At 43.3% G+C, this 13,660-nt stretch carries 8 protein-coding genes and 1 tRNA gene; 4 read left to right on the forward strand and 5 right to left on the reverse strand.

Features of this window, described 5'->3' with window-relative positions; all coding sequences use genetic code 11:
• Positions 1-37: 37 nt before the first annotated feature.
• Both fliZ and EAE93_RS02130 read left to right on the forward strand, forming a co-directional pair.
• On the forward strand, positions 38-550 hold the full coding sequence (fliZ, locus tag EAE93_RS02125) for a flagella biosynthesis regulatory protein FliZ (RefSeq protein ID WP_011146218.1): 513 nt from the start codon (positions 38-40) through the stop codon (positions 548-550).
• Between the two features lie 558 nt (positions 551-1,108).
• Positions 1,109-1,642, forward strand: coding sequence for a GNAT family N-acetyltransferase (locus tag EAE93_RS02130; protein ID WP_181147768.1), 534 nt, complete (start codon positions 1,109-1,111; stop codon positions 1,640-1,642).
• A gap of 115 nt (positions 1,643-1,757) precedes the next feature.
• On the opposite strand, the gene putA is transcribed toward EAE93_RS02130, so the two are convergent.
• Positions 1,758-5,738 (reverse strand): trifunctional transcriptional regulator/proline dehydrogenase/L-glutamate gamma-semialdehyde dehydrogenase, encoded by a 3,981-nt coding sequence (putA, locus tag EAE93_RS02135; protein ID WP_214038977.1) that lies wholly within the window; start codon positions 5,736-5,738, stop codon positions 1,758-1,760.
• Positions 5,739-6,225: 487 nt separating this feature from the next.
• Between putA and putP the strand changes: the two genes are divergently transcribed.
• The gene (gene putP, locus EAE93_RS02140) at positions 6,226-7,710 is read left to right on the forward strand and encodes a sodium/proline symporter PutP (RefSeq protein WP_214038978.1); all 1,485 of its coding nucleotides are present in this window, start codon (positions 6,226-6,228) and stop codon (positions 7,708-7,710) included.
• 172 nt (positions 7,711-7,882) lie between these two features.
• Here the strand turns inward: putP and xylB are convergent, their stop codons facing one another.
• The 4 genes from xylB to cycA all read right to left on the reverse strand — a co-directional run bounded on the left by xylB (position 7,883) and on the right by cycA (position 13,256).
• Entirely contained in the window at positions 7,883-9,394 is a 1,512-nt protein-coding gene (gene xylB, locus EAE93_RS02145) for a xylulokinase (RefSeq protein ID WP_214038979.1), read from the reverse strand.
• A 3-nt stretch (positions 9,395-9,397) separates the two neighbouring features.
• The gene (locus EAE93_RS02150) at positions 9,398-10,426 is read right to left on the reverse strand and encodes an NAD(P)-dependent alcohol dehydrogenase (RefSeq protein WP_214038980.1); all 1,029 of its coding nucleotides are present in this window, start codon (positions 10,424-10,426) and stop codon (positions 9,398-9,400) included.
• Positions 10,427-10,871: 445 nt separating this feature from the next.
• The gene (gene wrbA, locus EAE93_RS02155) at positions 10,872-11,471 is read right to left on the reverse strand and encodes an NAD(P)H:quinone oxidoreductase (RefSeq protein ID WP_036775494.1); all 600 of its coding nucleotides are present in this window, start codon (positions 11,469-11,471) and stop codon (positions 10,872-10,874) included.
• A gap of 378 nt (positions 11,472-11,849) precedes the next feature.
• Complete coding sequence (gene cycA, locus EAE93_RS02160; protein ID WP_036807566.1) at positions 11,850-13,256, reverse strand: D-serine/D-alanine/glycine transporter; 1,407 nt, start codon at positions 13,254-13,256, stop codon at positions 11,850-11,852.
• Between the two features lie 252 nt (positions 13,257-13,508).
• Here cycA and EAE93_RS02165 point away from each other — a divergent pair.
• Positions 13,509-13,584 (forward strand) — tRNA-Lys (locus tag EAE93_RS02165).
• Positions 13,585-13,660 lie beyond the last annotated feature (76 nt).

Raw genomic sequence — 13,660 nt, forward strand, 5'->3', positions numbered from 1 at the left:
GTTTTTTGTTTAAGACTACACACAGGGCTTATCTCTTATGTCTGTTACAACACAAAAGAAACGGCCGCTCAGCCGTTACATTAAAGACTACAAACATAGTCAAACTCATTGCTTGCATTGTCACAAAGCTCTTGACCGTATCTCTTTGGTTTTTAATGGCCAAGTGATCAACAAAGAGTCCATCTCCGAGATGACGGAGTTGATTGATGACAAGACTTGGGATGAGCTGCAAGATAAATTTGTCGCGTTATGTCGTTTTTGCAGTGAGATTTATTGCAATAGCGAGACAGATTATTTTGACATCATGTCGTTCAAACAGTACCTGTTTGAACAGACTGAAATGAGTCATAGTACTGTTCGTGAGTATGTGGTTCGTTTACGACGTTTGGATGAATTGCTCACTTCAAGCAATTACCCTGTAAAAGAGTTCACAACAGAGAAAATTCAGGAAAAACTGAGTGAAAAGCTGTCACAGTCGGCATTCAGTAACTACAACATTGCTTTGCGCAAGTATGAACAGTATTTGAGCTGGCAACAGGGCGGTCACTAAGCTGGAAATATAAACAGCAAAGAGATGATTAATTTTGGGGGAACACATTTTGGTGTGTTCCCCTCGGATCGTTGCTGACAAAGGTTGTTAAAAATAACGGGGTTTGTTTTTTCATGGTGAATCATGAGCCAACTCATTTTTCTCATTAACCCGGTTCAATCGCCCACTGGGGTGTGTAGAAGAATTTATATGTTGGGTAAATAAAAGGAAGTATCATCTCGATCAGAGAATATCTGCATACTTTTTATTTTTCAGACATGAAAATAAAAACTACACTTAGTTTCTAATAACAGGGACGATAATAGGCTTAATTGTTTGTTTATATGGGATAGTGAATTACCTGTTTATTACAGGATTTTTTTCTGTTATTTCAATTAATTAAAAATACATAAGTGATGAAATCAATTTTTTAAATATCGCGATAGGTACCAATTTCTTTCACCTCGTTATTTTTTCAATCGCCTCACCACTAATTATCGCAATATCATTCGAAATCTTATTGATTTTTGTATGTAGTAATATATGGTATATGCTAATTTCATTAATATGGTATTCGCTATGGAAAAAGAGGTGTTTATTTTTAGAGAAATTAACGTAGAAGACGCGAATAATCTCATTGTTTTTTTTAATGATTTGGATAACACATCGGAATTTATGTTGCTTGAACCGGGAGAAAGAAAAACCAGTGTTGAAGAACAGGCGGATATAATAAAAGGATTTGGAAAAGACAGGCAAATGTTAATATGCGAAGATAACAAAAACATTGTTGGATTTATTGTTATCTCTAGAGGAGTATTCAATAGAAACAGGCATTTGGGTTCTATTGCTCTTGGAGTAAAAAAGGAGTATAGAAACAAAGGTATAGCGAGAACCCTAATCGACAAAGCACAAGATTGGTCACGGAAAAATGGAATTAGCAGACTTGAATTAACCGTTGCAATAAAAAACACATTGGCAATAAAGCGGTATTTGTCATCAGGTTTTATTTTTTCTGGTATCAGAACTGGCTCACTATTTATAAATGGTGAACTGATAGATGAATACTATATGAATAAAGAAATAATGACTAAAGAAATATCTGATGGAAATTGATGTAAATGATTACACTATTATTCCTACATTCGATAGGAATTAACAGAGTTTTGAGGTTGATTGCTAATCTAAGGGGAACACCTTTTTAATGTGTTCCCCTTAACTACAGCCGAAATTAACCGATAGTCATCAGGCTGGCATTACCCCCCGCCGCTGCGGTGTTAATGCTCAGTGAGCGTTCATGTAGCAGACGTTCTAACAGCAGATTAGTTTCTCCACGGGCAAAACCTTGTACGGAAATGATAACGCCTTTACGTTGAGCGATTTGTTCGCAAACTTGGCGCAATTGATCAGAATCGCCGTGGTAAATAACCGCTTCGAATACCGTATCTTCACTTTGCCAGTCCTGAACCAAATTGATTGATTTACGGACGCTATCTGGCAATTGACGAAACAGTTGCTGATGTAGTTCATCATTTTGCCATAGCAACTGACAGCCTACAGATAATGTTGCTGCCAGTTGAATGAATGTATCCTGTTGATTATCCGCCAGACACAACACCTGGCCACGAGGCAACAGGGTATAAGTATTGCGTTCGCCGGTCGGCCCCGGCAACAGGCGGGTGGTGCCGCCTTGTGCCAACAATTTATATTGTTGAATCAACTGATTTAGCTCTTCGTTGTGCTGCTTGGTTGCCCATTCTGTCAGTGCATCAAAAGAGGTCATCAGCGATAGACGAATATTGGCATCCAGTGGATATTCAGCATCTTGACGTTCCAACGTTTGGTTGATCGCGTTTTGAGGACGGCAAGAGAGCAGACGGTACAAATAGAGTGGGCCGCCTGCTTTCGGCCCGGTACCGGATAAGCCTTCACCACCGAACGGTTGCACGCCAACAACAGCGCCTACCATGTTGCGGTTGACATACAGATTGCCGACTTTCGCTTTGGCGGTAACTTGTGCAATCGTTTCATCAATACGGGTATGGACGCCCAAGGTCAGACCATAGTTGGAGTTATTAATCTGATCCAGCAATTTATCCAGCTCGTTACGTTTAAAACGGACAACATGTAGAACCGGGCCGAAAATCTCTTGTTTTAATTCATTGAAATTTTCCAATTCAATCAGTGTCGGTTTAACGAAAGTGCCTTGATCCCACTCTTGATTGTCAACCACATTATCTTGTGCTGCCTGATAAATCGTGCGTCCTTTGGTACGCATTGTTTGAATATGGCGATCAATGCCGGCTTTGGCTTCCGCGTCAATGACCGGGCCGATATCGGTAGACAGGCGTTCAGGATTACCCATCCGGCATTCAGACATGGCGCCTTTCAGCATGGTAAGGGTTCTTTCTGCCACATCATCTTGAATACAGAGGATACGCAGGGCAGAACAACGTTGACCGGCGCTGTCAAAAGCAGAGGCGACCACATCAGTAACAACTTGTTCTGTCAGCGCGGAAGAATCGACAATCATGGCGTTCAGACCACCGGTTTCGGCAATCAGAGGGGTTGGGCGCCCTTGTGCATCAAGTCGTCCGGCAATGTTACGTTGTAATAGACTCGCCACTTCGGTGGAGCCGGTAAACATCACGCCGCGCACTCTCTCATCTCCCACCAGAAGAGAACCAACGGTTTCACCTCGGCCAGGTAATAATTGCAATGCATCGTGGGGAATACCTGCTTGATGCAGTATTTTGACTGCCGTTGCCGCAATTAATGGGGTTTGCTCCGCAGGTTTTGCTAATACACTGTTACCGGCAGCCAATGCAGCCGCTATCTGCCCGGTAAAAATGGCTAATGGGAAATTCCACGGGCTGATACAGACAACCGGCCCCAGTGGACGATGGGTATCATTAGCGAAATCATGACGAACTTGTCCCGCATAGTAATAGAGAAAATCGACCGCCTCGCGTACCTCGGCAATTGCATTATTAAAGGTTTTGCCGGCTTCTCGAACCAAAATACCTAATAACGGTTGCAGCTGGTTTTCCATCAATTCCGCAGCGCGAACCAGAATAGCAGCTCGTTCTGATGGGGGAGTCGCAAACCAGATTGCGCCGGCTTCTGTTGCGACATCCAGCGCATGACCGACTTCCTGTTCAGTGGTTTCACGAACATAGCCGACAATATCCGAAGGTGCCGCTGGGTTAATAACTGGTTTAGCGGCCGGTAACTCACCTTGATGGTGATAATTGCCGCCCAGTAGTGGCTCGCTATACCGTTCTTCGGTGGCAGAACTTAATAGCGCGCTGGAAAGAGATGCCAGACGATGTTCGTTGGCAAGATCCAGACCGGCTGAGTTTGCGCGATCTTTGCCATACAGATTGTGAGGCAGAGGAATTTTCGGATGTGGAAGACCGATTTGGCCTTCGGTTTCGGCCAGCTTCTGAACCTTGTTCACCGGATCGGCGACCAGTTCATCCAGTGGTAATGTGGTATCGGCGATACGGTTGACGAAGGAGGTGTTAGCGCCGTTCTCCAACAGGCGACGGACCAGATAAGCCAACAGTGTTTCGTGAGTGCCTACTGGCGCATAAATACGGCATGGGCGGTTTAATTTACCGTCAGCGATTTTCCCGACCACTTGTTCATACAAGGGTTCTCCCATGCCATGCAGACACTGGAACTCATATTGACCAGGATAATAGTTTTGGCCAGCCATATGATAAACGGCAGCTAAAGTATGAGCGTTATGGGTAGCGAACTGAGGATAAACCAGATTGGGTACTGACAATAATTTGCGGGCGCAAGCCAGATAAGAAACATCAGTATAAACTTTGCGGGTGTAAACCGGATAGCCTTCCAGCCCATCGATTTGAGCGCGTTTAATTTCGCTATCCCAGTAAGCGCCTTTTACCAGTCGCACCATCAACCGACGGCGGCTGCGTTGTGCTAAGTCAATGACTGCATCGATAACAAAGGGGCAGCGTTTCTGATAAGCCTGAATAACGAAACCAATGCCATTCCAGCCAGCCAGTTGTGGTTCAAAACAGAGTTTTTCCAACAAATCGAGGGAAATTTCCAGACGATCGGCTTCTTCGGCATCAATATTGATACCAACATCATATTGGCGTGCCTGTAATGTCAGGGAAAGCAGGCGTGGATATAGCTCGTTCATAACGCGTTCATATTGAGCACGGCTATAACGCGGGTGCAGCGCAGAAAGCTTAATAGAGATTCCAGGTCCTTCATAAATGCCGCGGCCGTTAGATGCTTTCCCGATAGCATGAATCGCTTGTTGATAGGAAACCATATAATTCTGAGCATCTTCCTCAGTTAAAGCGGCTTCACCTAACATGTCATAGGAGTAACGGAACCCTTTTTCTTCCAGTTTACGTGCACTTGCCAGCGCTTGAGCGATGGTTTCTCCGGTAACAAACTGTTCACCCATCAGGCGCATTGCCATATCTACGCCTTTACGCACTAATGGCTCGCCGCTCTTACTGATAATGCGATTCAGCGAATTGGAGAGTTTGGCTTCGTTGTGGGTAGAGACCAGTTTGCCGGTAAACAGCAGCCCCCAGGTTGCTGCATTGACAAACATGGATGAACTTTGGCCCAGATGGGAATGCCAGTTGCCGTTACTGATTTTGTCGCGGATTAGCGCATCGCGAGTGGCTTTATCAGGAATACGGAGCAAGGCTTCCGCAAGACACATTAGCGCAACTCCTTCCTGAGATGAGAGCGAGAATTCCTGTAATAACCCTTGAACCAGACCTGAACGACCAATGCTGTTTTTTTGGTTACGCAGTTTTTCTGCAATGCTGTAAGCCAGTTTATGAGTCGCTTGTGCCTGATCTTCTGGTAATTGCGCCTGTTGTAGCAGCATGGGAACTGCCTGTGTTTCTGGCAGGCGATAGGCCGCAGTAATTGCGGAACGTTTTACTGATTGAGGCAGGATATGCTCTGCGAAGTCGAGGAAAGGTTGATGAGCAGAATCTGGTGCCGTTTCTTCTGTGATTATCTTCTCTTCTTTAATATCTTGATTAGCAGAGAGTTCAGCGATCTGTTCATCATTTTCAAGACGTTCAAGGTAATTAAAAATAGCTTGTTTAATTAGCCAATGTGGAGTGCGGTCAATCCGTTGTGCCGCAGCTTTAATGCGATCGCGCGTTGCTTCATCAAGCTTCACGCCCATTGTTGTACTACCCATCCTCGCTCCTTAATAGGTAAGGTTTATCTAAAATTGCATGATAATATCTGACATGTTGCAACTTTGTGCAACCTTATGAGAAGCGCTTGTTTTATTTTTGTGAAATTAATCTAGTTATTATAATTAGGTGGATATATTTATTTTTGTGACTTTATTTGATTGATACACATTGGTTTACTATTTTATAGCGAAATATAGGGGTGTAACCCTGAAATGGTTAAAAAGTATAATTTTTAAAGCAAATAAATGTGATTCAGTAGACGTTTCTTGTAAAAAATGGCGTTAATTTGTTGTTAAATTACCTGATGCTAATCTAGGATTCACTGTAACTTTCTAATTGGTTACAAAAATAATTATTTCAATTTAGAATTATGGACCATTTTTAGGTGCAATCAGGTGCAACGTTCCTGAACCTGACAGGGAAAACTCTGTGTACCCAGGAGAACTGCGGATTTGCAAAACACAGATAACACTATGGAGAACTTGCATGACAGTAAATACACCAATGCTAATCACCTTTATTGTCTACATTACTGGTATGTTGTTGATAGGTTTTTTGGCTTATCGCTCAACCAAAAATTTTGATGATTATATTTTGGGAGGAAGGCGATTAGGTAGCGTGGTAACGGCTTTGTCTGCCGGTGCTTCGGATATGAGTGGCTGGTTATTAATGGGCTTGCCTGGCGTAGTCTATTTTGCGGGGATTTCAGAAAGCTGGATAGCCATTGGTCTTGCTTTAGGCGCTTACCTGAACTGGAAATTGGTGGCAGGCAGGTTACGAATCCAGACCGAAGTCAATAATAATGCGCTAACATTGCCGGACTATTTCACCAGTCGTTTTGACGATAGCAGTAAGATCCTACGTATTATTTCTGCGTTGGTTATTTTGATCTTCTTTACTATCTATTGTGCTTCTGGCGTCGTTGCCGGAGGATTGTTATTTGAAAGTACGTTCGGTATCAGTTATCAGAAAGCCATGTGGCTCGGTGCAGCCGCAACGATTGCTTATACTTTCCTTGGCGGCTTCCTGGCGGTCAGTTGGACCGATACGGTTCAGGCTTCATTAATGATCTTTGCGCTTATTTTGACCCCAATTATCGTTATTTTCTCTGTAGGCGGCATTGATACCTCTCTGGCTTTGATAGTGGCAAAAAGTCCGGCTTATTTAGATATGTTTAAAGGGTTGAACTTTATCGCCATTATCTCGTTATTAGGTTGGGGGTTGGGTTATTTTGGTCAGCCGCATATTCTCGCGCGTTTTATGGCGGCAGATTCCCATCACACTATCCGTAAGGCTCGTCGTATTAGTATGACTTGGATGGTGTTATGTCTGGCAGGCACTATTGCTGTCGGTTTCTTCGGTATTGCTTATTTTGAAATGCATTCTGAACTGTCTGGCCCGGTTACAGCCAACCGTGAGCGTATCTTTATGGAATTGGCGGTTGTTCTGTTTAATCCGTGGATAGCAGGCATTTTACTCTCCGCTATTTTGGCCGCGGTGATGAGTACCTTAAGCTGTCAGTTGCTGGTGTGTGCAAGTGCTTTGACGGAAGATCTTTACAAACCCTTTATCCGTAAATCTGCCAGTCAGAAAGAGTTGGTGTGGGTAGGGCGTTTCATGGTGTTGCTGGTGGCGGTTATTGCGATGGTGATAGCAACCAATCCGGACAATAAAGTACTGGCTCTGGTTAGTAATGCATGGGCTGGATTTGGTGCTGCGTTTGGCCCGGTGGTACTGATTTCTGTTATCTGGAAACGTATGACACGTAATGGCGCATTAGCGGGGATGTTGGTAGGGGCCGTTACGGTATTGGTATGGATGAAGTACCAATGGTTTGCGTTGTATGAAATTATTCCTGGCTTTATCTTAGCTTCTATTGCGATCGTGGTTGTGAGTCTGTTGGGTAAAGCGCCGAGCAGAACAGCGCAACAGCGTTTTATTGATGCTGAGGCGCAATACAAGACTAAATGAATTGAGATAAAGTATTGAAATAAAGGTAAAAAAGTGTGAAGGCGAAATGCCTTCACCAGACCACTAACAAACCTCGTTTAAAATAGCGAGGTTTGTTTTTTTCATCATGAAAAATTATTGGATGCCGGTAACTTTGAGTCATTCACTGGGAGAATTATCGGCGGTCAATGTTTCATACTTTCACCTCTGGATATTCAGCAGTCAACAGAGATAAATAATCTTGATAAAGCACGTCATATAATGCGGCTGTTTCGGGAGTTGGAACGGTGCGGGTTTCCTCATCAAGATGAACAAAGCGTTGGCAAAGGTGGGCGAGCTGCGCTTGTTTGTCTTTTTCTTCTGTCAAGGAATCACACCACATCGCTTGAATAGCAGCACCTAGGGCGGCAGCTTCTTGATTGGTGACACAAATAACCGGCGTATTCATGATATCAGCCACAATTTGTCGCCATTTTTTGCTGCGAGCGCCGCCGCCGGTCAAACGGATCTCATTAATTTCAATCCCTTGTTTGCGAAATAATTCAATACCAAAACGTAGCCCGTAGGTGGCGCTTTCAACTGCCGCCAAAATGAAATTTTGTTGATTCATATTGCTAGTATCCAAGTTATGGAGGCTCGCTTTGGCGTGGGGAAGTGGCGGGACACGTTCACCATTAAAAAATGGTAGCATCATCAAACCATTAGCACCGGGTTTACTCTGGTTCAATGTGTCATTAAAAGCCTGAATATCCATATTAAACAGCTTTTGAATAGTGGTTGTTGTTGAAGTCACATTCATCGTGCAAATCAATGGTAGCCATCCATTATTAGAGGAGCAGAAACCCGCGATCATTCCAGAATCAGCGACAATTGGTTTGTCAGAGTAAGTGAATAGGGTGCCAGAGGTACCTAAACTCATGGTCGTGATGCCGGGAACGATATTGCCCGTTCCAATTGCAGCCATCATATTATCGCCCCCGCCAGACGCAACTTTGGTTGTCGGTGAAAGCCCTAATCTTCTTGCTATTTCGGGCCTTACTGTGCCAATACAGGTCTCAGCGGAAACCAATTCAGGCAGTGCATGCCAAAGACGGCCATCCGGATCAATTAATTGGGCAGTTTGGTTATCCCATTCGCGTTTACGAATATTCAGTAATCCGGTTCCTGAAGCATCACCATATTCGGCAACTAATCTGCCTGTTAGCCAATAGTTGAGATAATCATGAGGTAATAAAACGGTATCCAGCTTTTCCCATAATTCAGGATGGTATTTTTTGAACCAAAGAATTTTTGATGCGGTATAACCTGTTTGCGGCATTAATCCGAGTTGTATTAAAGCGGCTTGGATACCACCGAGTGCGTCAATAATTTCCTGATTTTCGACCGCAGTTTCAGTGTCACACCAGAGTTTTACCGGTGCTAAAACATGGCCTTCTGCATCCAGAGGAACAAAACCGTGTTGTTGACCTGATACGGCAAGAGCGACAATTTCTGTACCAGAAATTCCGGCTTGCTCAATCGCTTGAGAAAAGGCACTCTCCAATGCCTCCGTCCACCAGTGAACCTGTTGTTCACGACGGCCGTTTGAGTCGCTAATTATTGGGTGAGGCGAGCTGCTTTCACCCAAAATATGCGTTTTTTGGCTATTGACAATAATGACTTTAGTACTTTGTGTACCGCAATCGATACCAGCGTAGAGCGCCATGCGTTACTCCATTTCCAACATAATTTTGATATCTGTCGGGCGACCCTCTGCGGCTCGTTCATAAGCTTGAACGCTGTCTTTAAATTTATAGGTTGCGGATAATAAGGGGGTTACTTTGAGCTTGCCAGAACTCAGTAAACGGATAGTACGAGGATACATATTTGCGTAGCGGAAAATAGTTTTGAATGTGATCTCTTTAGCTTGAGCAGAGACAATATCAAGTGGCGCCGGATCAATAGGCATACCGACCAGAACAGCTATTCCTCCCGGCGCAATGTGCTCTGAAATAGTGGCAATGACCGGTTTTGCGCCACTACATTCAAAGAGAATATTGACGCCATTACCATCGGTTAATACGTTAACTTTCTCAGCAAGTACTTTGCTATTAACAGGGTGGAGACCTGGATACTGCTTTGCAATTTCTAGTTTTTCATCGAACACATCACAAATAATGACATCAGAACAACCACCGGCTAATGCAGCAAGTGCGGTAACAATTCCGATCGTGCCGGCGCCAACAACTAATGCGATATCTCCAGGTTTAATTTCTGCTTTTGTGGCTGCTTGCATACCGATAGATAATGGTTCAACCATTGCACCTTCGGCAAAACTGACATTATCAGGTAATTTGAACGTAAATGCCGCTGGGTGAATAACTCTTTCTCGTAAGCAGCCATCAATAGGGGGCGTCGCCCAGAAACGGATTTCTGGATCTAAGTTATAAATACCTGCCCGTGATTGTGGTGATTGCAGATTAGGAATGCCAGGTTCCATACAGACACGATCGCCGATTTTTAAGTGAGTCACATTTTTACCTACTGCTGTGATGACACCTGATGCTTCGTGCCCGAGGATCATCGGTTTTTCGACAATAAATGGCCCAATGCGCCCGTATTGGTAATAATGCACATCGCTGCCGCAAATTCCCACCGAATGAATTTTTATCTCAACATCATTTTCACCCACTATTTCGGGGGCTTCCCAGTCTTGAATTGAAATCTGACCTGCTTTTTCTAATACTAATGCTTTCATGATCTGTCCTCTTATTTTGATATTACCGATATCATTTATTTGGAGGGATATTAGACCGAAAATTATTATATTTATGTGATTTAAGTTAAGGTCTTATTAAATGGTGCTGTTTTTATGTTAATATTAAAAAACGAATTGTCCACTTGGTCACTATTTTAATATGTATATTGACAATATAATGATATCAACTTTAATAATAAGAATATAAGCATGAGTAAACAAATTTATATTGAGAAAATAATAGTTTCTTTTAAAAGGCATATTTAATTTAAGAGAAAAGTGTTTGGATATTTGAATTCGATATGTTCAGGTCAGCCATAAAGGGGCGGCAAAAAAAGACGAAGGTGAGCACAACCGACTCGGAAAGTGGGTTTATGCATCGCATCAGTAAGCCTTACCTCCAGAGTCTGGCGCGTCAGCTCAGTCGCTTCGTCTTGATATCATGTTAATCTTTCAGTTTTTTAGCGATTTTCGCTACATGCTCACCTTGATAACGGGCGATCTTCAATTCATTTTCATTGGGGATGCGAGAACCATCACCGTCAGCAATAGTACTGGCGCCGTAGGGTGTTCCTCCTTGCATCTGCGAAATATCGCCAATTTCAGGAATACCATAACCAATCGGTACAATAATAAAGCCGTGGTGGGCGAGTGTTGTCCAGGTTGAAGTAATCGTCATCTCCTGACCACCGCCAACGCCTGTGGAAGTGAAGACGCTAGCGACTTTGCCGTACAGTTTACCTTCGACCCACAGGCCGCCGGTCTGATCTAGAAAGTTTCTCATTTGGCCGGCCATATTACCAAAGCGGGTTGGGGTGCCGATAATTATGGCATCATAATCAACCAGCTCTTGTACGGATGCAATCGGAGCAGATTGATCTACTTTACCACCTGCTTTGGTAAATGCTTCTGGTGGAATGGTTTCTGGCACGCGTTTAATCGTGACTTCTACGTCAGCGACTTTTTTAGCGCCTTCTGCCACTGCGGATGCCAGCGCTTCAATATGACCATACATGGAATAATAAAGCACAAGAATTTTAGTCATATTACTTTCTCCTACAAGGTTAAAAAGTGGCTGCGAAGTTTACAATAATAGCAGCCTGTTATTTAAATTCATCAATACCCTTCATCTTTCAAGTTGCTTCTTTGTTGGCTGCACTCACTCACCCCGGTCACATAGTTTGCTATGCTCCCGGGGATTCGCTCCCTTGCCGTCGCGATCCATCTTGAAATCCATTGGGTAAATATTATTGATGGAATAAGGTGAAATGATCATGTTATGAAAATTGCCTAATGCTTTTATAAGGAAGATTTTCTTAACCGGTAGAGTAAGTGTAGTGGGAATTTTTCAGCTTGCAGCAATAAAAAAGACCTGCGGAGTATTATTCCAACAGGTCATATAGATATTAAGGATTTGAATAAGTTAACTGTACAAACGTGTTCTACGTTTTTTTACAATTTGAAAACCGATAATTAAAACCATAAACCAGATTGGCGTGATGATTAATGCCTGGCGGGTATCATCCCGTAAAGTGAGTAATATCAGAACAAATGCAAAAAATGCCAGACAGACCCATGACATGATAATACCCAATGGCATTTTATAGGTTGAAGCCTTATGTAATGCCGGGCGACGTTTTCGGTAAACCAGATATGAGCATAGGATCATACTCCAGATAAACATAAACAGAATGGCTGAAACGGTGGTTACTAAGGTAAACACATGCATAACATCAGGAATTAAATAAATCAGCACCACACCACAGGATAAACATAAGCAGGTGAAAATTAACCCCGATGCAGGTACGGAACGGCGTGAAAGGCGGCTGAATTGCTGTGGCGCATCGCCTTCTTTTGCTAACCCAAATAGCATACGGCTGGTGGAGAAAACACCGCTGTTGGCTGAAGAGGCGGCAGAGGTTAATACCACAAAGTTCACGATACTGGCGGCTGCGGGTAAACCGATGAGAACAAACAGCTCAACAAAAGGACTTTTGTCTGCAATGATTGAACGCCACGGTGTGACTGACATAATAATTATCAGCGCCAGCACGTAGAAGGTGATAATACGAATCGGAATGGCATTAATGGCTCTGGGAAGGGATTTCATTGGATCTTTAGTTTCCGCGGCGGCAGTACCCACTAATTCAATGCCCACAAAGGCGAATATGGCTATCTGAAATCCGGCGAAAAATCCGCTTAACCCTTTGGGAAAGAATCCACCATCATTCCATATATTTGCCAGTGAAGCGGTATGACCGGCTGGAGATTGAAAATTCATGCCAATCAGAACAGCACCTATCGCAATTAGGGCGACAATTGCAACGATTTTTATCATGGCGAACCAGAATTCCATTTCTCCGAATAATTTCACTGTAGCCAGATTCAGGGAGAGCAATAGTGAAACGCAGAGTAGGGAAGTGAGCCATTGTGGAAAATCCGGTTGCCAATAGCTGATATAAGACGTGATCGCGACCACATCGGCGATACCGGTAATGACCCAACAGAACCAGTAAGTCCAGCCGACGAAAAAACCTGCCCAAGGCCCGAGTAAATCAGCGGAAAAATCACTGAATGATTTATAATTCAGGTTCGAAAGCAATAGTTCACCCATTGCTCGCATCACGAAGAACAGCATGAAACCGATAATCATATAAACGAATATGATCGATGGTCCGGCGAGAGAGATTGTTTTCCCTGATCCCATAAACAGACCTGTGCCGATGGCGCCGCCAATAGCGATAAGTTGTATATGCCGGTTGCTTAGATTGCGTTGTAACTGCGTTTCCCCGGTTTTAGCGGAAAGTGAAGTGTGTATATTTTCTGCCATAGTATGTAGTATCCAATATTTTCTTCGGTAAATTGTTACGGCTCTTTAAGTGGCCTTATATATGATGATGTTTGCGAAAAATATTGTGACACAGATTACTATAGTAATAACAGCCTGATCTCACTTTAAAAACAAATTGGTTACAATTTAACTTGTTAGTGCTGTTGGAATTGAGTATGAATTATTCGTTCAGAAAAAAGTGGCTATAATATATTGACGACAGCTTTGTATCGGGGAATAATTACTCGTATTGGGTTGTTAGCTCAGTCGGCAGAGCAGTTGACTCTTAATCAATTGGTCCGGGGTTCGAGCCCCCGACAACCCACCAATCAAATTAATGAGTTGTGAATATTTCACTGACAACTTATTTTTCTATGTAACTTATTCGTGTCATAATCGTACCA

It is taken from the genome of Photorhabdus akhurstii, from assembly GCF_018448925.1.
Classification (GTDB): Bacteria; Pseudomonadota; Gammaproteobacteria; order Enterobacterales; family Enterobacteriaceae; genus Photorhabdus; species Photorhabdus akhurstii.

Coding starts and splice junctions, on each gene's coding strand:
- fliZ (WP_011146218.1), top strand. CDS start 38: ATGTCTGTTACAACACAAAAGAAACGGCCGCTCAGCCGTTACATTAAA.
- EAE93_RS02130 (WP_181147768.1), top strand. CDS start 1,109: ATGGAAAAAGAGGTGTTTATTTTTAGAGAAATTAACGTAGAAGACGCG.
- putA (WP_214038977.1), bottom strand. CDS start 5,738: ATGGGTAGTACAACAATGGGCGTGAAGCTTGATGAAGCAACGCGCGAT.
- putP (WP_214038978.1), top strand. CDS start 6,226: ATGACAGTAAATACACCAATGCTAATCACCTTTATTGTCTACATTACT.
- xylB (WP_214038979.1), bottom strand. CDS start 9,394: ATGGCGCTCTACGCTGGTATCGATTGCGGTACACAAAGTACTAAAGTC.
- EAE93_RS02150 (WP_214038980.1), bottom strand. CDS start 10,426: ATGAAAGCATTAGTATTAGAAAAAGCAGGTCAGATTTCAATTCAAGAC.
- wrbA (WP_036775494.1), bottom strand. CDS start 11,471: ATGACTAAAATTCTTGTGCTTTATTATTCCATGTATGGTCATATTGAA.
- cycA (WP_036807566.1), bottom strand. CDS start 13,256: ATGGCAGAAAATATACACACTTCACTTTCCGCTAAAACCGGGGAAACG.